General features: G+C 66.3%; 29 protein-coding genes. 20 read left to right on the forward strand and 9 right to left on the reverse strand.

Translation table 11 applies throughout. The features are described 5' to 3' along the window. Positions 1–4 precede the first annotated feature (4 nt). Genes WG901_RS18285 through pyrE form a run of 5 tightly spaced genes read right to left on the reverse strand, consistent with a single transcriptional unit; the run spans position 5 to position 3833 of the window. The gene (locus tag WG901_RS18285) at positions 5–1126 is read right to left on the reverse strand and encodes an AI-2E family transporter (RefSeq protein ID WP_339588548.1); all 1122 of its coding nucleotides are present in this window, start codon (positions 1124–1126) and stop codon (positions 5–7) included. Continuing rightward, positions 1123–2016 carry a signal peptidase I gene (gene lepB / locus WG901_RS18290; protein WP_339588847.1) on the reverse strand — a complete coding sequence of 298 codons (894 nt, stop codon included), beginning with the start codon at positions 2014–2016 and terminating at the stop codon, positions 1123–1125. Before lepB ends, WG901_RS18285 begins: the two co-directional genes overlap by 4 nt. A gap of 53 nt (positions 2017–2069) precedes the next feature. After that, the gene (acpS, locus tag WG901_RS18295; protein ID WP_339588549.1) at positions 2070–2486 is read right to left on the reverse strand and encodes a holo-ACP synthase; all 417 of its coding nucleotides are present in this window, start codon (positions 2484–2486) and stop codon (positions 2070–2072) included. Further along, positions 2483–3241 (reverse strand): pyridoxine 5'-phosphate synthase, encoded by a 759-nt coding sequence (locus tag WG901_RS18300; protein ID WP_339588550.1) that lies wholly within the window; start codon positions 3239–3241, stop codon positions 2483–2485. The genes acpS and WG901_RS18300 overlap by 4 nt, the downstream gene beginning before the upstream one ends. A gap of 7 nt (positions 3242–3248) precedes the next feature. After that, positions 3249–3833, reverse strand: coding sequence for an orotate phosphoribosyltransferase (gene pyrE / locus WG901_RS18305; protein ID WP_339588551.1), 585 nt, complete (start codon positions 3831–3833; stop codon positions 3249–3251). Between the two features lie 233 nt (positions 3834–4066). Here pyrE and coxB point away from each other — a divergent pair, with 233 nt between their 5' ends. The 10 genes from coxB (at position 4067) to WG901_RS18355 (ending at position 12870) form a co-directional block, all read left to right on the forward strand. After that, entirely contained in the window at positions 4067–5161 is a 1095-nt protein-coding gene (gene coxB, locus WG901_RS18310) for a cytochrome c oxidase subunit II (protein WP_339588848.1), read from the forward strand. A gap of 24 nt (positions 5162–5185) precedes the next feature. Further along, positions 5186–6877 carry a cytochrome c oxidase subunit I gene (ctaD, locus tag WG901_RS18315; RefSeq protein WP_339588552.1) on the forward strand — a complete coding sequence of 564 codons (1692 nt, stop codon included), beginning with the start codon at positions 5186–5188 and terminating at the stop codon, positions 6875–6877. Between the two features lie 141 nt (positions 6878–7018). Next, positions 7019–7936 carry a heme o synthase gene (locus WG901_RS18320; protein ID WP_339588553.1) on the forward strand — a complete coding sequence of 306 codons (918 nt, stop codon included), beginning with the start codon at positions 7019–7021 and terminating at the stop codon, positions 7934–7936. Further along, positions 7933–8058, forward strand: coding sequence for a hypothetical protein (locus WG901_RS18325; RefSeq protein WP_339588554.1), 126 nt, complete (start codon positions 7933–7935; stop codon positions 8056–8058). Before WG901_RS18320 ends, WG901_RS18325 begins: the two co-directional genes overlap by 4 nt. Positions 8059–8063: 5 nt before the next feature. Further along, positions 8064–8672 carry a cytochrome c oxidase assembly protein gene (locus WG901_RS18330; protein WP_339588555.1) on the forward strand — a complete coding sequence of 203 codons (609 nt, stop codon included), beginning with the start codon at positions 8064–8066 and terminating at the stop codon, positions 8670–8672. A 67-nt stretch (positions 8673–8739) separates the two neighbouring features. Beyond that, positions 8740–9561, forward strand: coding sequence for a cytochrome c oxidase subunit 3 (locus WG901_RS18335; RefSeq protein ID WP_339588556.1), 822 nt, complete (start codon positions 8740–8742; stop codon positions 9559–9561). 4 nt (positions 9562–9565) lie between these two features. After that, entirely contained in the window at positions 9566–9970 is a 405-nt protein-coding gene (locus WG901_RS18340) for a DUF983 domain-containing protein (RefSeq protein ID WP_339588557.1), read from the forward strand. Next, entirely contained in the window at positions 9970–10536 is a 567-nt protein-coding gene (locus tag WG901_RS18345) for an SURF1 family cytochrome oxidase biogenesis protein (protein ID WP_339588558.1), read from the forward strand. The genes WG901_RS18340 and WG901_RS18345 overlap by 1 nt, the downstream gene beginning before the upstream one ends. A gap of 46 nt (positions 10537–10582) precedes the next feature. Beyond that, entirely contained in the window at positions 10583–11986 is a 1404-nt protein-coding gene (gene thrC / locus WG901_RS18350; RefSeq protein ID WP_339588559.1) for a threonine synthase, read from the forward strand. Further along, complete coding sequence (locus WG901_RS18355) at positions 11986–12870, forward strand: class I SAM-dependent methyltransferase (RefSeq protein ID WP_339588560.1); 885 nt, start codon at positions 11986–11988, stop codon at positions 12868–12870. Before thrC ends, WG901_RS18355 begins: the two co-directional genes overlap by 1 nt. Before the next feature lie 10 nt (positions 12871–12880). Here WG901_RS18355 and WG901_RS18360 read toward each other — a convergent pair whose 3' ends face one another. Further along, positions 12881–13636, reverse strand: a complete 756-nt coding sequence (locus tag WG901_RS18360) for a class I SAM-dependent methyltransferase (RefSeq protein WP_339588561.1) — start codon at positions 13634–13636, stop codon at positions 12881–12883. A 142-nt stretch (positions 13637–13778) separates the two neighbouring features. Between WG901_RS18360 and WG901_RS18365 the strand changes: the two genes are divergently transcribed. From WG901_RS18365 to WG901_RS18385, 5 genes are read left to right on the forward strand one after another with little or no spacing between them, the layout of a single operon-like run. Continuing rightward, entirely contained in the window at positions 13779–14150 is a 372-nt protein-coding gene (locus WG901_RS18365; protein WP_339588562.1) for a dihydroneopterin aldolase, read from the forward strand. Then, positions 14150–14494: a Rossmann fold domain-containing protein gene (locus WG901_RS18370; protein WP_339588563.1), complete on the forward strand. Its 345-nt coding sequence runs from the start codon at positions 14150–14152 to the stop codon at positions 14492–14494. Before WG901_RS18365 ends, WG901_RS18370 begins: the two co-directional genes overlap by 1 nt. Further along, entirely contained in the window at positions 14491–15495 is a 1005-nt protein-coding gene (moaA, locus tag WG901_RS18375) for a GTP 3',8-cyclase MoaA (RefSeq protein ID WP_339588564.1), read from the forward strand. Before WG901_RS18370 ends, moaA begins: the two co-directional genes overlap by 4 nt. 5 nt (positions 15496–15500) lie before the next feature. Further along, the gene (locus WG901_RS18380) at positions 15501–15737 is read left to right on the forward strand and encodes a MoaD/ThiS family protein (protein WP_339588565.1); all 237 of its coding nucleotides are present in this window, start codon (positions 15501–15503) and stop codon (positions 15735–15737) included. Position 15738: 1 nt separating this feature from the next. Continuing rightward, entirely contained in the window at positions 15739–16203 is a 465-nt protein-coding gene (locus tag WG901_RS18385; RefSeq protein ID WP_339588566.1) for a molybdenum cofactor biosynthesis protein MoaE, read from the forward strand. Here the strand turns inward: WG901_RS18385 and WG901_RS18390 are convergent. Beyond that, entirely contained in the window at positions 16200–16727 is a 528-nt protein-coding gene (locus tag WG901_RS18390) for a hypothetical protein (RefSeq protein ID WP_339588567.1), read from the reverse strand. The genes WG901_RS18385 and WG901_RS18390 overlap by 4 nt on opposite strands. A 190-nt stretch (positions 16728–16917) precedes the next feature. Between WG901_RS18390 and rplU the strand changes: the two genes are divergently transcribed. From rplU to WG901_RS18405, 3 genes are all read left to right on the forward strand, one after another. Further along, positions 16918–17292, forward strand: a complete 375-nt coding sequence (gene rplU, locus WG901_RS18395) for a 50S ribosomal protein L21 (RefSeq protein WP_339588568.1) — start codon at positions 16918–16920, stop codon at positions 17290–17292. A 17-nt stretch (positions 17293–17309) separates the two neighbouring features. Further along, entirely contained in the window at positions 17310–17576 is a 267-nt protein-coding gene (gene rpmA, locus WG901_RS18400; protein ID WP_339588569.1) for a 50S ribosomal protein L27, read from the forward strand. 232 nt (positions 17577–17808) lie between these two features. Continuing rightward, the gene (locus tag WG901_RS18405) at positions 17809–18363 is read left to right on the forward strand and encodes a GNAT family N-acetyltransferase (protein WP_339588570.1); all 555 of its coding nucleotides are present in this window, start codon (positions 17809–17811) and stop codon (positions 18361–18363) included. Positions 18364–18375: 12 nt separating this feature from the next. On the opposite strand, the gene WG901_RS18410 is transcribed toward WG901_RS18405, so the two are convergent. After that, positions 18376–19251 (reverse strand): metal-dependent hydrolase, encoded by an 876-nt coding sequence (locus tag WG901_RS18410; RefSeq protein ID WP_339588571.1) that lies wholly within the window; start codon positions 19249–19251, stop codon positions 18376–18378. A gap of 235 nt (positions 19252–19486) precedes the next feature. On the opposite strand from WG901_RS18410, the gene WG901_RS18415 reads away from it, so the two are divergent. Further along, complete coding sequence (locus WG901_RS18415; protein WP_339588572.1) at positions 19487–20074, forward strand: TetR family transcriptional regulator; 588 nt, start codon at positions 19487–19489, stop codon at positions 20072–20074. On the opposite strand, the gene ygfZ is transcribed toward WG901_RS18415, so the two are convergent. Then, the gene (gene ygfZ / locus WG901_RS18420; protein WP_339588573.1) at positions 20071–20805 is read right to left on the reverse strand and encodes a CAF17-like 4Fe-4S cluster assembly/insertion protein YgfZ; all 735 of its coding nucleotides are present in this window, start codon (positions 20803–20805) and stop codon (positions 20071–20073) included. The genes WG901_RS18415 and ygfZ overlap by 4 nt on opposite strands. Before the next feature lie 76 nt (positions 20806–20881). On the opposite strand from ygfZ, the gene WG901_RS18425 reads away from it, so the two are divergent. Then, positions 20882–22105 carry a TCR/Tet family MFS transporter gene (locus WG901_RS18425; protein ID WP_339588574.1) on the forward strand — a complete coding sequence of 408 codons (1224 nt, stop codon included), beginning with the start codon at positions 20882–20884 and terminating at the stop codon, positions 22103–22105. The last annotated feature ends 13 nt before the right edge of the window (positions 22106–22118 follow it).

The following is a 22118-nucleotide window of genomic DNA, read 5'->3' on the forward strand; positions in this document are numbered from 1 at the left end:
TTCGTTATTCAGCCCCTTCGGCTTCGAGTCGGGCGGCGCCGCGCTCGAGCCAGATCTTGATCATCGCGACCATCGGATCGGCCAGGATCAGGCCGATGATGCCGAACAGCACGCCCATGATGAGCTGCGCGCCGAGCACCAGCGCGGGTGCCAGGTCGACCGTGCGACGCGCCACCATCGGCACGATGATGTTGCCGTCGACGGTCTGCACGACGACGTAGACGATGATGCAGTAGATGCCCATGTTCACGCCGCCCGAGAACCCGACGAGGATCATCAGCAGGCCCGAGAGCGGCGCGCCGATGTTGGGCAGGAAAGCGAGAAGTCCCGTAAGCAGTCCGAGCAGCGCCGCCATCGGCACGCCATAGGCCGTGAGCAGCAGCCAGGTGCAGACGCCCTCGATACCCATGCCGAGCAGCCGCCCGGCCATCAGCCGGCGCAGCGAGCGCCCCATGAGCTGGGCCGTACCCTCGAAATAGTCGCGCCGGTCGGCGGGCATCATCCAGGCGACGCCGCGACGGTAGAGCTGGGGTTCGACCGCAAAATAGATGCCGAGCACGATGATCAGGATCGTCGTGCCGACCGCGCCGATCAGGCCGCCGACCGCGGCGGTGAGCTGGCCGACGCCGCCGACCGCCTTCTCGACGAAGCCCTGGACGTCGCGCGCCTCGATCGCAAAGCCGCGTTCGGACAGCCAGTGGATGGCGCGCAGGGCCTGGGCCTCGACCGTGGCCGGCAGGGCCGCCGCCTGCACGGCGATCTGGCTGCCGGCGAAATAGGCGGTCCAGACGAGGAAGACGCCGACCAGCACGAGCACGATAGCCACGCGCCAGCCCCGCCGGATCGGCAGGAATCGTTCGAGCAGCCGCGCGCCGCCGTCGACCATGGCTGCGAAGACCATGCCTGCGAAGATGATGAGCAGCGGCTGCGCCAGCAGCACGACGAGCGCGAACAGCGCGGCCATGCCGATCCAGACGAAGGCGCGCTTAGCCTCCTCACGCAGCAGGGGATCGGCGATATCGGTCGGGCCGACGCGCTGGCCGCGCGAACGTTTGCGCTTGGGCGGAACCGCCTTGACCACCGTGCTCGTGACGAGATCGGCTTTGGGCGGTTCCGGGCTCGTCACGGCTTATCCGCCTGTTTCTCCTGGGGTTCGACCGCGGGGCGAAGGGTCGACCAGGCGCGATCCCCGCGCAGCGAAGACCACCACGAAAGCGGGTTCCAGGATTCGCTGCCGTCGAGTGAGAAGGTGATGAATTCGGCGCGGCCGCCGATGTTCGACAGCGGCACGGGTCCGCCGAGGCCGTTTTCCTCGATCGGCGCGCGGCTGTCTGCCGAATGGTCGCGGTTGTCGCCCATCAGGAAGACGTGGCCCTCGGGCACGCGGATTTCGGCCATATGGTCGAGCGTCTGGTCGACGTGATCGATGATCCTGTAGGTCGCGCCGTTGGGCAGCGTCTCGCGCAGGGTCGGCAACTCGCAGTAGTCGATGCCGGAGGCTTCACGCACCTTGAGACCGGGGAAGGTCATCTCGTCGCAGGGCTGGTTGGCGTCGACCTTGACCAGGGTCGGCGGCTCGATCTCCTGCGGCACCGGTTTGCCGTTGAGCAGGATCTGGCCATTGATCACGGCGATGCGATCGCCGGGTAGGGCGACCACACGCTTGATCAGGTCTTCCTTGCGGTTCTTCGGCACGACGATGACGATGTCGCCATATTCGGGCGTGCCGCCCATGACGCGCCAGGTTCCGCGCGGCAGCAGGTGGAACGACATCGACGACCAGTTCCAGCCGAACGGATACTTGCTGACCACCAGCCGATCGCCGACCAGCAGGTTGGGCATCATAGAGATCGACGGGATGTAGAACGGCTTGGCGATCAGGCTGTGGAAGCCGAGCACGGCCAGCAGCATGAGCGCGAGGCCGCGCAGCTCGCCGAGCCAGTCGACTCTTTCGGACTTGGGTGGGCTCGCCGGCGGCGTCTGTGGCGCGACGGTCTGGCGTTCTTCGGCTTCCATGCGCTCCAGTTCTTCGATTTCCCTGTCGGGCATCTTCTTGTCCGGCTCGTCGCTCATAACGGACTTTCTTCGAGCTTTCGGGCCTCGATGATGACGAAGGCCTGGGCCCAGGGATGATCGTCGGTAAGGGTCAGGTGGACGACGGCCTCGTGCCCCGCCGGCGTCAGCGCCACAAGTCGCGCGGCCGCGCCGCCGGTCAGCGCCAGGGTCGGTGCGCCGCTCTTGGCATTGACTACGCCGATGTCTTTCAGGAACACACCCTTGGCGATGCCCGTGCCGACCGCCTTGGCGAAAGCCTCCTTGGCGGCGAACCGCTTGGCCAGGGTGCCGGCACGCGTGAAGGGGCGCTCTCCCGCCCGAGCGCGCTCGACGTCTGTGAAAATGCGCTTTTCGAACCGGTCACCGAAGCGATCGAGCGATTGCTGGATACGCTCGATGCTGCAGAGGTCGGAACCGATCGCGACGATCATCGCGCATCGTCCATCAACTGGCGCATCCGGCGGATGCTTTCCTCGAGGCCGCAAAAGATCGCTTCGCCGATCAGGTAGTGGCCGATGTTGAGCTCCGCCAGTTGCGGGATCGCCGCGATCGGCTGCACGTTCTCGTAGGTCAGGCCGTGACCCGCGTGTGGCTCGATACCGTTCTTGGCGGCGAGCGCCGCCATATCGGCGATGCGCGCGAGTTCGGCCGCGCGCGCCGCACCTTCGGCATGGGCGTATTCGCCGGTATGCAGTTCGACCACGGGCGCTCCGAGCCGGATCGCTGCCTCGATCTGGCGCGGATCAGGGGCGATGAACAGGCTGACGCGGATGCCGGCGTCGAGCAGCCGCGAGACCACGGGCTGGAGATGGTTGTGCATCCCGGCGGCGTCGAGCCCGCCCTCTGTCGTGCGCTCCTCGCGCCGTTCGGGGACGATGCAGGCCGCGTGCGGTTTGTGGCGCAGCGCGATCTCGAGCATTTCCTCGGTCGCGGCCATCTCGAGGTTCAGCGGCAGGCCGGTGGCCGCCTGAATCCGCGCGAGATCGTCGTCGCGGATGTGGCGGCGATCCTCACGCAGGTGTGCGGTGATGCCGTCGCCGCCCACCGCCGCCACCACTTCCGCGGCGCGGACGGGATCGGGATGATCGCCGCCGCGGGCGTTGCGGATCGTCGCGACGTGATCGATGTTCACGCCCAATCTCAGCGAATGGGGGCGCAGCTTCGTGGGCCGGATCAGATCGGTCATGCTGGGGTCAGGCTTCCGCGCGGCTGCCGGGCTTGATCGCCGGCGTTGCGGCGAGTTCGGGCGGCAGCTCGTCCGGCGCATAGGTCGGGAAGTTGATCGCGATCAGCGGATAGAACGGCACGCCGAGATCGGCCGTGCCAGCCGAGCGGTCGATCAGCGCGGCCGCGGCGACCACTTCGCCGCCGGCGGCTTCGATCGCCTTAATCGCTTCGCGCGAGGACAGTCCGGTCGTCACCACGTCTTCCACCATCAGCACCTTGTCGCCCGGATTGAGCGCAAAGCCGCGGCGCAGCTCGAAGGTTCCCGTCGGCCGTTCGACGAACATCGCCTCGACGCCCAGCGCGCGGCCCATTTCATGGCCGATGATGACCCCGCCCATGGCCGGCGAGACCACCTTGTTGATCTCCTTGCGGAGGTCGCGCGGGATTCGGCCGGCGACGGCAATGGCCAGCCGCGAAGCGCGGTCCGGGTCCATCAGCACGCGCGCGCACTGGAGGTAATGGGCGCTGTGGCGGCCCGACGAGAGCAGGAAATGACCCTCCAGCAGCGCCTTGCTGGCGCGGAACTCGGCCAGAACCTCTTCGTCCTGCATGGTGTGGTGCGTCCTTCTATATAGAGTGCGTCACGAGAGCCGCGACACGCGTGATTGCGATGAGCGCCGCGTGACGGCGCGGGAGGTTGGGTAAAAATTCCCCTAGAAGCGCTTGAGGCTGCCCGCAAGCGCGCGTATAGGCCGCGCCGAATGGGGTTCGATCCCCATGGCTCCCGACGGGCGAGAGGGGGGCAATTCTCTCGCAGTTGATCGAAAGCGAAAGCAAGAACACGATGAAATTCGGCGAACATGCACGGGCCGCGAGCCGCAAGATTCAGGCTCTCGGACTCACCCTTGTCCTGTCGGCCGCGCCGCAGGCTGTCCTCGCGGCGGCACCCGCTGCGGCGGCTTCCGCTGCCGGCACGGCTCCCGCGGCGGGCTCCTACGTTCCGATGAAGCCCACCGAAGGCGTGGGCATGCCGATCGATGGCGCGATCCACCTGCAGAACCAGTATTCGCCGCTCGGCGAATACGGCCACTGGATCCACAACGACGTCCTGATGCCGATCATCACGATCATCACGATCCTGGTGCTCGCGCTGATCATCTGGGTGATCGTCCGCTTCAACGCCAAGGCAAACCCGGTTCCCTCGAAGACCAGCCACAACACGCTGATCGAGGTGATCTGGACCCTGGTTCCGGTTCTCGTGCTTGTCGGTATCGCGGTGCCCTCGATCGACCTGCTCGCCAAGCAGTTCAAGCCGGCCCCGGCCAAGGCGCTGACGATCAAGGCGACGGGCAACCAGTGGTTCTGGACCTACACCTATCCCGACAACGGCGGTTTCGAAGTCGTTTCGAACATGCTGAACATCCCCGGCGCGCCGGTGATCAACAACGGCGTGCGCGAAGTCGGTTCGCAGCCCTGGGACGGTCCTTCGCACCTCGAAGTCGATAACCGCCTGGTCGTTCCCGCGGGCGAGCCGATCCGCATGCAGGTCACCGCGGCCGACGTGATTCACGCCTTCGCCGTGCCGTCGCTGTGGTTCAAGATCGACGGCGTGCCCGGCCGCATCAACGAGAAGACGCTCTTCGTCGAGAAGCCCGGCGTCTACTACGGCCAGTGCTCCGAGCTTTGCGGCGCGCGCCACGGCTACATGCCGATCGCGCTCGAGGCTCTGCCGCGCGACAAGTTCAACGCCTGGGTGCTGACCCAGTCGGGCGGCGTGATCGACGGCAAGCCGGCCCCTGCCGCGGCCGCCGCTCCGGCCGAAGCCGCTGCTGCTCCGGCTGCTGCCGCTTCCGCTGCTCCGGCCGCCGCCGCGTCCGAGGCAGCGCCCGCCGCCGCCGCTTCCGCCCAAGCTTCCGCATCGCCGGCCCCCAAGGCCTGAGCTTTCCGATAGGGTTATCCGAATATGGCTACCACCGCCCCTGAGGCCTTCCAGGCGCACGGCGATCATCACGATCACGACCACGCGCACGACCACCCGGGCTTCTTCGCCCGCTGGTTCATGTCCACCAACCACAAGGACATCGGCACGATGTACCTGATCTTCGCGATCTTCGCGGGGATCATCGGTGGTGCGATTTCGGGCATGATGCGCATCGAGCTGGCAGAGCCCGGCATCCAGTATCTCGGCACTTTCGCGAGCCTGCTGGGTGAGAAGAATCCCTCGTTCGACCAGTCGCTCCACCTGTGGAACGTGCTAATCACCGCCCACGGCCTGATCATGGTGTTCTTCATGGTCATGCCCGCGATGATCGGTGGCTTCGGCAACTGGTTCGTGCCGATCATGATCGGCGCGCCGGACATGGCCTTCCCGCGCATGAACAACATCTCGTTCTGGCTGACCGTCGCGGGCTTCATCTCGCTGATGATCTCGCCCTTCGTGCCGGGCGGCACGGGCAACGGCGCCGGTACGGGCTGGACGGTCTATGCGCCGCTGTCGACCAGCGGTTCTGCCGGTCCGGCCGTCGACTTCGCGATCTTCTCGCTCCACCTTGCCGGTGCGGGCTCGATCCTGGGTGCGACCAACTTCATCACCACCATCTTCAACATGCGCGCGCCGGGCATGACCCTGCACAAGATGCCGCTGTTCGTGTGGTCGGTGCTGGTCACCGCCTTCCTGCTGCTGCTGGCCCTGCCGGTCCTCGCCGCGGCGATCACCATGCTGATCACCGATCGCAACTTCGGCACGACCTTCTTCGATCCGTCGGGCGGTGGCGATCCGGTGCTCTACCAGCACCTGTTCTGGTTCTTCGGTCACCCCGAAGTCTACATCATGATTCTGCCGGGCTTCGGCATCATCAGCCAGATCATCTCGACCTTCTCGAAGAAGCCCGTGTTCGGCTATCTCGGCATGGCCTATGCCATGGTCGCGATCGGCGTCGTCGGTTTCATCGTGTGGGCCCACCACATGTACACCACCGGCATGTCGGTTAACACGAAGATGTACTTCACTGCGGCGACCATGGTCATCGCGGTTCCCACCGGCATCAAGATCTTCTCGTGGATCGCGACGATGTGGGGCGGTTCGCTGAGCTTCAAGTCGCCGATGGTCTGGTCGATCGGGCAGATCTTCCTGTTCACCGTCGGTGGCGTGACCGGCGTGGTCCTGGCCAACGGCGGCGTCGACGACGTGCTGCACGACACCTACTACGTGGTGGCGCACTTCCACTACGTGCTGTCGATGGGCGCGGTCTTCGCCCTCTTCGCCGGGTTCTACTACTGGTTCCCGAAGATGAGCGGCCGCATGCACAGCGAGTTCCTCGCGCACCTGCACTTCTGGGTGTTCTTCGCGGGCGTGAACATCCTGTTCTTCCCGATGCACTTCCTGGGCCTCCAGGGCATGCCGCGCCGCTACCCGGACTTCGCGGAAGCCTATGCCCACTGGAACCATGTCGCTTCCGCCTATGGCTACAGCATCATGGCTGCGGGCATGCTGATCTTCTTCGTGAACATCATCTGGGCGCTGCTGGCCGGCAAGAAGGCGGAAGACAACTACTGGGGCGAAGGCGCGACCACGCTCGAGTGGACGCTGTCGAGCCCGCCGCCGTTCCACCAGTTCGAGACGCTGCCCGTCATCGACGACAAGGCGCACCACTAAGTCCTTGTCCTCCGGGACGCGGCAACAGAGGGCCGGCGGGGAAACCTGCCGGCCTTTTTGTTTGTCCTGGCCGCGCCGGTTCGCCGCATGGCGCACGGTTTGGCTTTGCTCCGCGCGCGGACCGGGCCTATAGGCGCGCCCATGACCACGACGACTGCGCCAGCCATGCCCGCGGAGTGGCGCGATTTCTTCGCGCTGACCAAGCCGCGGGTGATGAGCCTGGTGATTTTCACCGGCCTCTGCGGCCTGCTTGCCGCACCCGACACGATCCACCCCGTGCTCGCCTTCACGGCGATCCTCTGCATCGCCGTCGGCGCGGGCGGCGCCGCCGCGCTCAACCAGTGGTGGGAAGCCGATCTCGACGCGGGCATGAAGCGCACCGCCGCGCGCCCGCTGCCCGCGGGCCGCATGGACCGTACCTCGGCGCGCGACTTCGGCATCGGCCTGTCGGTCGGTTCGGTCCTGCTCATGGGCGTGGCGATCGGCTGGCTTGCCGCGGCGATCCTGGCCGTGTCGATCGTCTACTATGCGGTGATCTACACGATCTGGCTCAAGCCGCGCACGCCGCAGAACATCGTCATCGGCGGAGGCGCCGGCGCTTTCCCGCCGCTGATCGGCTGGGTCGCGGCCACCGGCGACATCACCGCGATGCCGGTGATTCTCTTCGCCATCATCTTCATGTGGACGCCGCCGCACTTCTGGGCGCTCGCGCTGTTCGTGAAGACCGATTACGCCAAGGTCGGCATTCCGATGATGCCGGTCGTCGCGGGCGAGACTTCGACTCGCCGCCAGATTCTGGCCTATGCGGTGCTTCTCCTGCCCTTGTCGGCCTTGCCCTGGTTCATCGGTGGCACCGGAGCGGTCTACGGGATCACCGCTTTGGTGCTTTCCACCGTGTTCCTGCTCTTCTCGCTTCGGGTAGGCCTGCGCCGCCGCGTGTCGGACGACGACACGATGAAGCCCGAAAAGCAGCTCTTCGCCTATTCGATCATCTATCTTTTCGCGCTGTTCGCGGCGCTTGTTGCCGACCACTGGCTGGTCCAGGGAGCCATCGCATGAACGAACTCGATCCTCAGGCCGAACGCATGCGCATCATCCGTGGCCGCAACCGCGTCTTCGGCGTGCTGCTGGTCGGCTTCGCGGTGCTGATCTTTGCGATCTCGATCGCCAAGATGGCCTGAAGTCGATGGCCGCGGAACAAGCCACGCTGCAACAACGCAATCGCCGGGTCGGCATCATCATGGCCGGCGTCGTGCTGGCCATGATCGGCCTCGGTTACGCCTCGGTGCCGCTCTACCGGATGTTCTGCCAGGTCACGGGCTTCGGCGGCACGACGATGCGCGTCAGCGAGGCGCAGGCGGCAACGATCGTCTCGACCAACAAGGACATGCAGATCCGCTTCGACGCCAATGTCGAGCGCGGCATGCCCTGGGAGTTCAAGCCCCTGCAGGCGGTCGATACCGTCTCGGTCGGCGTGCGCGACATGGCGATCTTCACGGCCAGGAACCTATCGGACAAGCCGATCACCGGCACGGCCAGCTTCAACGTCACGCCCGAGCAGGCCGGCAAGTATTTCAGCAAGATCCAGTGCTTCTGTTTCACCGAGCAGACGCTGAAGCCGGGCGAGGAAGTGCGCATGCCGGTGATCTACTACGTCGACCCCAAGATTCTCGACGATCCCGACAACAAGGACGTCGACGAGATCACCTTGAGCTACACTTTCCACGTCACCGCCGAGGAGAAGGCGGCGGATGCCGGTGCGAAGGCACTGGACCGCGCCGGAACGGGCGGTTAAGGGCCTTCCGAAATCCATCACGGGCGGTCTAGGCCGCTCCAGCGACGCAACAGGGACCAGAGGCATCATGGCCGGAACCAAGAACCACGATTATCACATCCTGCCGCCCGACATCTGGCCGCTGGTGGGCTCCATGTCGGCCGTGACGATGACGAGCGGCGGCGTGCTCTACATGCACAACAATCCGATCGGGAAGTACATCCTGCTGCTCGGCCTGTTCGGCGTGCTGCTGACGTTCTACTCGTGGTGGTCGAACGTGGTGAAGGAAGCCAAGGAGGGCTACCACACCCCGGTCGTGCAGCTGCACCTGCGCTATGGCATGATCCTGTTCATCGCCTCTGAGGTGATGTTCTTCGTCGGCTGGTTCTGGGCCTTCTTCGACTTCTCGCTGTTCCCTTCGGAGCTGTCCGAGGTGGTCGGCGGGCAATGGCCGCCCAAGGCGGTCGAAGCGGTCATGGATCCGTTCGACCTGCCGCTGCTCAACACGCTGATCCTGCTCTGCTCGGGCACGACGGTCACCTGGGCGCACCACTGCCTGATCAATGGCGACCGCGACGGCCTCAAGAAGGGCCTGTGGCTGACGATCCTGCTGGGTCTGCTGTTCACCTCGATCCAGGTCTACGAATACGCCCACGCGCCGTTCCCCTTCGCGGGTAATACCTATGGCTCGGCCTTCTACATGGCGACCGGGTTCCACGGCTTCCACGTGGCGATCGGCACGATCTTCCTGATCGTCTGCCTCAAGCGCACCTACAACGGCGACTTCACGCCCAAGCAGCACTTCGGTTTCGAAGCGGCCGCCTGGTACTGGCACTTCGTCGACGTGGTGTGGCTGTTCCTCTTCGTCGCGATCTACGTCTGGGGCGGCTGGGGCTACCCGACGCATTGATCCGATGACGGACGAAAATCCGCAAGACACCAAGGGGCAGCCGGGACTCGTTCCGGCTGCCCTTTTCGGTCTCTGCCCGCGCTGCGGCGCGCGGACGCTCTTCGCGGGCGTGGCCCAGTTCGCCGACCGCTGCCGTGCCTGCGGGCTCGACTTCACCAGCTTCAACGTCGGCGACGGGCCGGCGGCCTTCCTCACCCTGATCATCGGGGCTCTGGTCACGGCGCTGGCGATCGGGCTCGAGCTGACCGCGCATCCGCCGTTCTGGCTGCATGTCGTGCTCTGGATCCCGCTGACAGGCGCCGCCGTGGTCTGGGGGCTGCGTGCCGGCAAGGGCGCGCTGCTCGCCGCTGAATACCAGCGCGCCCAAAAACCAGACGGGGCGGGCGAGGCCGAACGCAAGGATCCATGATGCGCCGACTTCCGATATTCGCGTCGCTGCTCGTGCTGGCGGCGGTTGGCGTGATGATCCGCCTCGGCTTCTGGCAGCTCGACCGGCTGCATCAGAAGGAGGCGCTGCTTACGCGTTATGCGCAAGCGAGCGGGCTCTCGGCCGACGTGCCCTTCCCGCGCGATGCCAGGGCCGCCGAATCGGTGCTCTATCGCCACGCCCGGATCGACTGCGCCGCAGTGCGCGGCGTCACCGTGACTGCCGGCCACAACGCCAAGGGCGAGACCGGCATGGCCAACATCGCCGACTGCACGCTGGCGGGAGGGGGGCAGGCACGCGTCGTGATCGGCTGGTCACGCAATCCTCTGCCGGGGCAATGGCAAGGCGGCCCGGTCAGCGGCATCATAGCCCCCGGACCGCGCCTCGTCGCCGATCCGCCGCTCGCCGGGCTCGAAGCCAATGCGCGGCCCGATCCGGGCGATCTGCCGAACAACCATCTGGCCTACGCCGTGCAATGGTTCCTCTTCGCGCTGACCGCGCTGGTGATCTACGTCCTGGCGATCCGCAAGCGGCTGCGCAGAGCGTAGCGGACTGCTTGCCCTTTGCCGCGCGTCTCGCTAACCGCCGGCTCCCATGGACTACGTCAGCACCAGAGGCAGCGCGCCTTCGCTCGATTTCGCCGGCGCCACGCTCGCCGGTCTCGCATCGGATGGCGGGCTCTACGTCCCGCGCGAATGGCCGAGCTTCTCCACGGCCGAGATCGCCGCGATGGCGGGCCTGCCCTATGCCGAGCTCGCGCAGCGGATCATGCAGCCCTTCGTCGGCGACAGTCTGACACCGGAGAAACTGCTCGAGCTGACGACCGCCGCCTATGGCCGCTTCGCGCACAAGGCCGTGACCCCACTCGAACAGTTCGACGAACAGCACTGGCTGCTCGAGCTGTTCCACGGTCCGACCCTGGCCTTCAAGGACGTCGCGCTCCAGCTGCTCGGCCTGCTGTTCGAGGAGTTCCTCGGTCGCGGCGACCAGAACCTGACGATCGTCGGCGCCACCTCGGGCGATACCGGCTCGGCCGCAATCGACGCGGTCGCCGGCCGCGCCAAGGTCGATATCTTCATGCTCCACCCCAAGGGTCGCGTCAGCGACGTTCAGCGGCGCCAGATGACCACGGTCCTCGCGCCGAACGTTCACAACATCGCGATCGAGGATGCGACCTTCGACGATGCCCAGGCGATCGTGAAGCGCATGTTCAACGATGCGGCCATGACCAGCCGCTTCAACATCGGCGCGGTCAATTCGATCAACTGGGCGCGGCTGATGGCGCAGGTGGTCTACTACTTCGCCGCCGGGCTCCAGCTCGGGGCGCCGCACCGCCCGGTCGCCTTCTCGGTGCCGACGGGCAATTTCGGCGACGTCTTCGCCGGCTACGTCGCCGCGAAGATGGGCCTGCCGATCGCCAAGCTGATCGTCGCGACCAACGTCAACGACATCCTCCACCGCGCGCTGTCGACCGGCGACTATTCGCAGGGCACGGTCACGCCGACCGCGGCACCGTCGATGGACATTCAGGTTTCGTCGAACTTCGAGCGTCTGCTGTTCGACGTCGGCGGCCGCGACGGCCTTGCGCTTGCCGCGCAGATGCACGGCTTCGAAGCCAGCAAGGCGATGCAGCTGACCAACGCCCAGCGCGAAGGTGCGGCCTCGCTGTTCGCCAGCCGCCGTGCCGATACCGACGATATGAGCCAGGCGATTCGCTGGGCCTGGGAGAACTGCGCCGAGCTGATCGATCCGCATACCGCGATCGGCCTGCACGCTGCGCGCGTCGCCGATCTGCCGCGCGACGTGCCGATCGTCACCCTGGCGACCGCGCACCCGGCCAAGTTCCCCGACGCCGTCGAGCGCGCCACGGGCCAGCGTCCCGAGCTGCCCGCGCGCGTCGGCGATCTGTTCGACCGCGAGGAGCGCTGCGTCGATCTGCCGGGCGACTACGATGCGATCGCCGAATATGTCGCCGCGCATGCGGTGCCGAAGATCTGATGGCCGAGCTTGCGCCTGACCCGCTGATCCTGGCGGGCGAGGGCTGGCAGGACTACGGCCTCGTCGATTCGGGCCATGGCCGCAAGCTCGAGCGCTACGGTGCCTACCGCTTCGTCCGGCCCGAGCCGCAGGCGCTGTGGACGCCCAAGCTCGCCGAGTGGAACGCGCACGGCGAATTCGTCCCCGGTTCGGACGAGGACGGCGGCGGCCGCTGGCAATTCGACAAGCCCGTACCGCGCTACGGTTGGGAGCTCGGTGTCGGTCCGGTTCGCTTCACCGCGCAGTGCACGCCGTTCCGCCATCTCGGCTTCTTCCCCGACATGGCGCCGGTCTGGTCGTGGATGGGCGAGCAGCTTGACGGCAAGCAGGACGCGTCCACGCTGAACCTGTTCGGCTATACCGGCGTCGGCACGCTCTCGCTGTCCGAGCACGGCGCCGTCACCCATGTCGACGCCTCGAAGAAGTCGGTGGCCCAGGCGCGTGCCAATGCGGCATTGTCTGGCATGGAAGCGCGGCCGGTGCGCTGGATCGTCGACGATGCCGCGAAGTTCACCGCGCGCGAAGTGCGCCGCGGCAAGCGCTACGACGGCATCATTCTCGATCCGCCCAAATTCGGCCGCGGTCCCGAGGGCGAGGTCTGGCGGCTCGAGGAGCACTTGCCGGGGCTCGTCGCCGATTGCCGCAAGCTGCTCGATGCCGACAGCCGCTTCCTGTTCCTCACGGTCTATGCTGTGCGCATGTCGTCGCTGGCGATCGGCGGGCTGCTCGCGGAGCTCTTCGCCGACATGCCCGGCACGATCGAGCACGGCGATCTTGCGGTGCGCGAGGACGGGCAGGGGCGTCTGCTGCCCACCGCGATCTTCGCGCGGTGGCGCAGAGACTGACGACCGATCGTTAGCGCCGCCCGCGCGGCTTGCGGAACTTCAGCACGAACTGGTCGGTCTTGCCGCGCAAGCCGGTCTCGAAAACCTTCTGCGTGTGGTCGTCGGCCTCGTGGCGCAGGATCGCGCTGCGCGCCTCGAGCTTGAAGCCTGCGGCTTCGACCTCGCGGATCACCGCGGCGTCCTCGATGCGGTGAAGCGTGTTGGTCTGCGTCGCGCCCGATCCCGCGGCGCCCTGGTGATCGCTGACGAGGTAGACCCCGCCGGGCTTGAGCGCGGCGAAAGCGGCGGTGTTGACCAGCGCGGCCTGATCCGAATCGCCGATCTTGTTGTTCTTGAAGTCGTGATAATTCTGCGTCGTCCAGACGAGATCGACCGGTTCGGGGGCACCGAGCTGGCCGGGCTGCACCAATTGCTGGCTGACATTGGGATGGGCCTTGGCCCAGGCCTCGACCGCCGTCGAAGCGCGCGTGGCATTGGTATAGACATAGCCGTTGCCGCCGACCGCGAGGCTCAGCAGCCGCGTGAAGTAGCCGCCGCCAGGCGATATCTCGAGCACCTTCCAGCCGGGGCGGACGCCCGCGAAGGCCAGCATCTCGGCCGGTTTGCGATCGGCGTCGCGCACTGTGTCGGCCTCGGGGCGCTCGGGATTGAGCACGGCGCCGGCGACGCCGCGCGGCGTCTGCAGCTTGGTCAGCGTCGCCGCGATGCCCGGTACGGCCACGGCCAGCAGCACGGCCGGTCCCAGGCCCAGAAAACGCTTACCCATGATCGTCACTCCACCGCATCGATGCCGAAGGTCTATCAAATCGCCGCGCTCGCACAAACCGCCGAATTGCGCATGGACTGGACAGTTTGGCAGTGAAGTGCCATCGGCGCGGCTCGCCGCAGCTCCCGCAGGAAAACCAAGCTTGGCCGACAGCCTGATCCTTGAAGTCGCCGATTTCGAAGTCGACGTGCTCACCGGAATCTATTCCGAGGAGACGGGCAAGCCGCAGCCGCTGCGGATCACGATCCAGGCCGCGATGAAACCGATCGATCGCTACTCGCCCGACACGCCTCTGAGCGCCAGCAAGAATTACATGGATCTCAAGTTCGCGGCGTCGGATGCGCTGCCGCCGGGGCTGCATTTCAAGCTGATCGAGGCCGTGGCCGATCACATCTGCGATACCCTGTTTCTGCAGGACGCGCGGATCGAGGCGGTGACCGTGAAGATCTTCAAGCTGGCAATCGCCGAGGCCGGCGAGAAGATCGGCATCACCTTGACCCGGCAGCGCCGCTGATGACGCTGCTGCGCGTCGGTGGGCTTCCGCGGGAGCCGCTGGCGGCCGCGGCGCAGTTTTACGGCGAGGCTCTCGAAGCGATTCGCCGGGCGCTTGCCGAAACGCCCGATCACCTCGTCATCGCCTTCGATCCGGCCGACTATACGCACAAGGCCTGGCGGTTGGCAGCGGTGCAGCAGCTTGCGCGCGATCACGCACCGGTGCGGGTGAATGCGCTGGCCGGGGGCGACGAGAAGGCCATCGCCGCGGCGCTGGCCTATCTCGGCACGGCGGAAGGCGTCACGGGACAATATCTTCCGCTTGATGGAAACGGCGCGGCAGCGTTACTATCTAAGAACGGATGACCAAGCCCGCGCCTCTCATCGATCAGTTCGCCCGGCGGATAACCTATCTGCGCCTGTCGGTGACCGATCGCTGCGACCTGCGCTGCGCCTATTGCATGCCCGAGCGGCAGACCTTTCTGCCCAAGGCCGAGGTCTTGAGCCTCGAAGAACTCTACAAGCTTTCGCTGGGCTTCATCGATCGCGGCATCACCAAGCTGCGGCTGACCGGTGGCGAGCCACTGGTGCGTCGCGACGTGGTCGACCTGATCCAGGCGCTCGGGCGCAAGGTGGGTGACGGACTCGAAGAGCTGACCCTGACGACCAACGCCACGCGGCTCGCGCAGTTTGCCGATCCGATCGCCGCGGCGGGGGTCAAGCGGATCAACGTCTCGCTCGATACGCTCGACCGTGCGACCTTCGCCAAGCTGGCGCGGCGTGATTCGCTGCCCCAGGTGCTCGAAGGCCTGGCCGCGGCCAAGGCGGCGGGGCTCAAGGTCAAGATCAACACCGTGGCGCTGAAGGGACTCAACGAGGGCGAGATTCCCGATCTGATCGCCTGGGCGCACGGCCAAGGCTTCGATCTGACCCTGATCGAAGTGATGCCGCTGGGCGAGGTCGAGGAGGATCGCTTCGATCACTACCTGCCGCTGTCGGCGGTGCGCGACGATCTGGACAAGCGCTGGACGCTGACGCCGAGCGGGCACCGCACGGGCGGGCCGGCACGCTATTTCGACATTGCCGAGACCGGCGGGCGGATCGGCCTGATCACGCCGCTGACCAACAATTTCTGTGACGGCTGCAATCGCATCCGCGTGACCACGACGGGCCAGCTCTACGCTTGCCTCGGCGGCAACGAGCAGGTCGACCTCCGCGCCGCGCTGCGTTCGGCCGATCCCGATGCGGCGCTCGATGCGGCGCTCGACCTGGCGATGAAGATCAAGCCCGCACGGCACAGCTTCGCGATCGACCGCCCGGGCAGCGCTCCGGCGCTGGCGCGGCATATGTCGATGACCGGCGGCTAGAAACCTTGGCCAAGCTCGTGTTCCTCGGACGGCTGGAAGATCTGGCCGGCGCCGCCGAGCGGGAAGTTTCCGACGGGCCGCTCACCGCAGTGCTGGCCGCGCTCGAACCCGAACTGGCGGAAGCACTGGTCGCCGATCGCATCCGGCTGGCGCTCAACGGGGTGCTGCTGGTCGATCGCAGCGGCATCGTGCTCGCCCCGTCCGACGAACTCGCCTTTCTGCCCCCGGTGAGCGGAGGCTGAATTGGCTGCCCCAGGTTTTCTTGGCGACGTTCGCCTGCTGACCGAAACGTTCGATGCCGGGGCCGAACTCGCGGCCTTCACCGCGGCGCAGGCCGAAGCGGGCGGTATCGCCAGTTTCCTCGGCCAGGTCCGAGCCGGCGGGGGGGTAGAGGCGCTCGAACTGCGGCACTATGGCCCGCTGACCCTCCCGGGCATGGAGGCGCTGGGGGAAGAGGCGCAGCGGCGCTGGGCGCTCGAAGGCCTGCTGATGATCCATCGCAGTGGTGAGATGGTGCCCGGCGATCCGATCGTCCTCGTCGCCGCCGCCGCGCGACACCGCCGCGATGCCTTCGCTGCGGCGGAATTCGCGATGGACCACCTCAAGAGCGAATCGTGGTTCTGGAAGCGCGAGAAGGTCGAGGGCCAATGGTCGTGGATCGAGCCGCGCCCCGTCGATTTCGAAGACAAGGATCGCTGGAAGGTTTAGCGCACCCGGCTGCGGAGCGTGGCGAGGATCTGATCCTCCTCGCCGACCAGCGTCGTCACTTGATCGCGCGCGGACGCGATCGCGTCGATCGCCTGGCGATTGCCCGATTCGGCTGCCGCGATCGATTCGCTCGCATAGAGCTGATCGAGCTCGGCCAGAGACAGCATCGCATCGCTGCGCGCCGATTCGAGATCGGACAGCGCGATCGTCGCCACCGACCAGCTTTCACTGCCTGGCGCGCCGTTCCCACCCGCAGCGACCAGTCGTTGAGTATTGGCGCGTCTGGAGGCGAAGCGCTGGTGCGCCGAGCGCGCCTGTTCGACAAGCTGAGCGAGCCGGGTCGTGAGCTGCGGGCTCGCCGGTTCAGGCGGTGGCGGCGGGGTTTCGGGCGTGACCGGAGCCGCGCTCCCGGTCACGCGTTCGGCCGAGCGCCGTTCGAGCGAGGGGTAGTCGGTCGCGGCGGCACAGGCCGTCAGCGAGGCGATCAGGACGAGCGGCAGGAACGGTGCAGGCGTACGACGCATGCCGGTGCCATAGCATGGTGCCAGCGCATCGCGAGATGCAATCCGACGCCTCATCGCGGTTGACACCTTCGGGACCTTCGATTATCGGCACCGCTCTTTCCGGCTCCTGTCATCCGACGGGTCACCGGCGCGTTGCCTAGGTCGCATGTCGCGGTTGGGGCAGTAAGACAGATAGACAGGTAAGGGCACCATGTTCGCAGTAGTGCGCACGGGCGGCAAGCAGTATCGGGTTGCCGCCGGAGACAAGATCGCGGTCGAGAAGCTGGCGGGTGAAGCCGGCGACAAGATCACCCTGGGCGACGTTCTGATCGCCGGCAACGACGGCGAGATCGCCGACGCTGCGAAGGTCGTGGTTTCGGCCGAGATCATTGCGCAGGCGAAGTCCGAGAAGGTCATCGTCTTCAAGAAGCGCCGCCGGCACAACTATCGCCGCAAGAACGGCCACCGCCAGCAGCTGACGCTGCTGCGCATCCTCACCGTCGGTGGTGAGGAGAAGAAGGCCGCCAAGAAGGCTGCCGCGCCCAAGGCTGAAGCTGCTGCGCCCGAAGCGCCTGCGGCCGAATAAGACCGGAGTAGATCGAGATGGCACATAAGAAAGCAGGCGGTTCGTCGCGTAACGGTCGCGATTCGGCCGGCCGTCGCCTCGGCGTGAAGAAGTTCGGCGGTCAGGAAGTGATCGGCGGCAACATCATCATCCGCCAGCGCGGCACTCGCGTATACCCGGGCGCCAATGTCGGCATCGGCAAGGATCACACCCTGTTCTCGCTCGTCGAGGGCCGCGTGCGCTTCCATGACGGCAAGCTCGGCCGCAAGTACGTATCGGTCGATCTGGCGCAAGCCGCCGAATAAAACCGGATGGTCGATAAAGGGCTGTCCGTGATGGATGGCCCCCACCGGATCCTGGAATCCGGTTGAATCAAGGGAGAGGGGCCAACCCGTCTCCCTTTTTTCGTATCTCCCTTGGAACGCATTCGTCCGAGCGGCGCTTAAGGCGCGCGACCTGACGATAACCGTAACCCGCCTGTCACGAGCGCCGACTAGAGGCCGCTCGCCGGGGGGCGTCCGAGTGGAGTTGATGCTCATGTTCATTCGCAGCGAAAGGCTGTTCCTGCGGCCGGGCTGGCCCGAGGAATGGGAAGACCTGCTGACCCTCATCGACGATGAGGAAGTGGTCCGTAATCTCGCCCGTGCGCCTTGGCCCTACACCGCCGAGGACGCCAAGGCCTTCGCAGCGCGCGAGCAGGATCGCCTCCTGCCGAACTTCTTCGTCACCCTGCCGGGTAGCGACGGCGCGCGTCTGATCGGCAGCGTCGGGCTCAGCCTGGTCGAGGGTGAGGTCAATCTCGGCTATTGGATCGGCCGGCCCTATTGGGGCCAGGGCTATGCGACCGAGGCTGCGCGGGCGATGCTGAGCCTGGCCAAGTCGCTCGGCCACCGGCGCCTGGTGGGGGGCCACTTCGTCGACAACCCGGCTTCGGGCCGCGTGCTCCGCAAGCTGGGCTTCTGCCCCACGGGCGAGGTGCGCAATCGCTTCAGCCTGGGCCGGGGCGGGGAGGCGCCGGCCGAACTGCATGCTCTGACGCTTGGCGATCGCAGCGATTGCGACGACGACGTGGATGCCATGCGCGCCGCCTGAGGTCTTGCGAAGCTAGGTGGCGGCCTCCGGATCGGCGAAGTCTGCCGCCGCCCTGGCGATCAGCGCACGGTCATCGTGGTTCCAGGGATGGAAACCCGGCCGGAAATAGCCGAGCCAGGCGGGCAGGATGCGGCGCAGCACGCCCGGCGACCAGAACAGATAGGCGAGGAGTTTCCAGCGCACGCGCGGCCCGGTGATGCCGTCCTGTGCGAGGAGTTGCAGGGTGTCGCGGATGCGGTTGTGGACGAAGTCGCGCGTGACGGCGAGCATGACCAGCGATTTCAGCTTCCAGCGCTTCCACCGGCTCCAGCCTCGGGTCGCATGGAGGTAGGTGTCGTAGGCGACGCCCTTGTGCTCGATCTCCTCGATCGCGTGCCAGCGCCACATGGCGGCCGAATCGGGATGCGCACCCTCGAAATACTCGGGACGCAGCAGGAACTCGTGCGCCATCATCGCGGTGAAGTGCTCGAGCGCGATCGTGGCCGCCAGGTTGAAGATCATCGGCCGGCTGCGGGTTATTTCGAGCCATTCGACGACGTGCGCGTCGATTGCGGACAGGTCATAGCCGGCGTCGGTCGCCGAACGGTTGAAGGCGATGTGCTCGCGCGAGTGGTTGATCTCCTGCGCGACGAAAGCGCGAATCTCTTCGGCAAGTTGGGGTGACACGCCCTCGCGGAACGCCTTGACCGACTCGATGAAGAACGCCTCGCCGCGTGGGAAGGTGGCCGAGAGCGAGTGGAGCCAGGCCGTGGCGATCGGATCGCCGTTCAGCCACCAGCGCGGCTTGTCTACACGGGAGAAGCGGCGGTCGCGCACGGTGATGGCAAGATCCGTCGGCGCGGGCGATGCCGCTTCGGCCGGGGAGGGGAACTTGCCTAAGGCGTTCATCGCGGTCTCCATGTCATTAACTGACATAAATGTCAATAAATGACGCTATAGCCGTGCTCTAAAGGTCTTTTGCCAGGAGTCCAAGCGAGCTGCGAAATATCGCGAATGCGGCGCAGTAGCCCACCCAAAACATTTTCTTTCGTGCCCTTCGCTGCCGGCTCCCGTAAGGGCGCCGGAAATGATATGATCGTGAAATCTTCCTCGGTCGTTGCTTCCAACGAGGGCATGGCATTCGATGGCAGTTCGCAAGCGTCTCCCGCAGCATGAAAGCCGCATCGCCGCGCTCGAAGCCGCACGCGCGCTGCTGATCGAAAGCGGTCCGCAGGCCGTCACGCTCAAGGCCGTCGCTGCGCGCATGGGCCGGACACATGCCAACCTGCTCCACCATTTCGGTACGGCCGCGCAACTCCAGCGCTCGCTTGCTAGTCACCTTGCCGGTGCCATCTGCGGCACGATCGCCGAGGCTGTCCTGGCAAATCGCGCGGGTCTCGCCTCGGCGCGCGACGTGGTCGATCTCACTTTCGATGCCTTTACCCGTGAGGGTGGCGGCGCTCTCGCGTCGTGGATGTCGCTCAACGGCAACGAGGACGCGCTAGATCCGATCGTCGAGGCGATCCACGACATGGTCGATGAACTGGACGCTTCGGGTGCCGGTATCCGCCGCGAGGTCACTCTGACGCTGGTGCTGCTCGCGCTGGGCGATGCGCAGATGGGCGGGGCTCTGACCAATTCGCTGGGCCTGCCCGCACATACCGCGCGCGACATGGCCGAGCGCGTTCTGACCGACGCCGCCGAGCGCGCGGCTTCGATGCTTCCGGGCTAGTCCAGCCCGGCCTTCAGCCAGGCCGGGGCATGATCCCGGTCGATGTCTTCGACGCGCAAATGATCGATCGCGAGGCCGAACTCGGGATAGGCCACGCGCTGTCGTGCCGGGTCCGATTTCGCCAGCGGCACGACGACAAGCCGGCGATTGACCTTCTGTCGCCAGTTCATCCGCGCGGTATTCTCCTGCCCCACGTAGCAGCCTTTGGCGAAACTCACGCCGTGAAGTTCGACGGCGTTACATTCGAGCCACAAGGTCGCGTCGCTGCCGAATTCGCCGCGGCCCTCGATGATGCCAAGCGCCAGCCGATGCGCGCGCCATTCCTCGTCGGCGCCTTCGTCGTCGGCCTCGACCGGCGCGATCCAGCGTTCGCCGAGCGCGTGGAGGCGGGGGTCGGCGGCGGCGCCGTCGCCTTCGTGCGGACGCCAGTGAATCGCGACCCCCTCGTCGCGCGCGATGCCGATGCGGCGACGCAGACGATAGATCGAGAGCCGCTTGACCAGAGCATCCGCAGCCTCGGCCTCGCAGTCGAGCAGCAGGTCCTTGCCCGAGGGCCAGACGATGAAATCGAACAATGCCTTGCCTTGCGGCGACAGCAGCCCGGCCCAGACGGGCAGGATGCCCGCCACGTCGTTGGTTACGAGGCCCTGGAGGAACTCGGCGACGTCCTCCTCGGCGTCTTGCGGTGAAACTCGGACGATGGCGCGGGAGAACAGGCGGGTGGCGGTCATGGCGCCAAAGTGGCGACTTGCGCGGCGAATGGCAATCGGGACGACGCCGAGGATCTCCACTGCTAGAGGCGCGTGGGTGAAACCCGAATCCGCCTTCTCGCTGCGCCAGCCGGCGATCGCTTTCATCTTCGTCACCGGCGTGCTCGACGTCATGGCGATGGGGCTGGTCATTCCCGTCCTGCCGCCGCTGATCGAAGAGTTCGCGGGATCGCGCTCGGGCGCGGGGCTGTGGAACGGTGTGCTGACCGCGCTTTGGGCCGGGATGCAGTTCCTCTGTTCACCGGTTATCGGTTCGCTGTCGGACCGCTACGGGCGGCGGCCGGTGATCCTGATCTCTACCGCGGGCCTGGCGATCGACTGGGTGCTGATGGCTTTGGCGCCGAACCTCTGGTGGCTCGCGCTCGGCCGCATCATCGGCGGCATTACCTCGTCGAGCTTCACCGCGATCTACGCCTACATGGCCGACGTCACCACGCCCGATCAGCGCGCCCGCGCTTATGGCCTGGTCGGCGCGGCCTTCAGCCTGGGCTTCGTCGCGGGACCGGCGCTCGGCGGCGTGCTCGGTGCCTGGGGGCCGCGCGTGCCGTTCTGGGTGGCGGCGGGCTTGTCGAGCCTGGCCTTCGTCTATGGCTGGCTGATCCTGCCCGAATCGCTGCCCGAAGAAAAGCGCATGGCCTTCGCCTGGTCGCGTGCCAATCCGCTCGGTTCGCTACGCCTGTTGCGTTCGCATCCCGAACTGTCGAGCCTTGCGGCGGTGACCTTGCTGCTCCATTTCGCGCATCACGTCTTCTCGGTGGTTTATGTGCTTTATGCCTATCACCGCTATGGCCTGGACGCTTTCGAGGTGGGGCTCATGCTGGCGCTGGCCGGCGTGCTCGACATGATCATGCAGGGCCTAGTCGTGGGCCGCGTGGTCAAGCGGTTCGGCGATCGCAAGACGATGGTGATTGGGCTCATCGGCGGGACGCTCGGTCTCGTCGCGGTCGGGCTGGCACCGACGCCCGAATGGTTCGTCGCGGCGCTGTTTCCGAATGCGCTATGGGGCCTGGCCATGCCGACCCTGCTGTCGTTGATGACGCAGCGTGTGGCCGAGAACGAGCAGGGCCAGCTCCAGGGCGCGAACAACAGCGTCGCCTCCATCGCCGGCATCGTCTCGCCGATCTTCTTCGGCTGGGTCTACAGCCTGTCGGTTTCGGTTCCGGGCAGCAGCTTTCTGATCGCCGCGGTGATCCTGGCGGTTGCGGCGACGATCGGATTCTTCGCGACGCGCGGATCGGCAGACGGGCATGCCAATCCCTGAAAAGTGTGGCAGG

Source organism: Novosphingobium anseongense, assembly GCF_037482895.1.
GTDB lineage: Bacteria > Pseudomonadota > Alphaproteobacteria > Sphingomonadales > Sphingomonadaceae > Novosphingobium > Novosphingobium anseongense.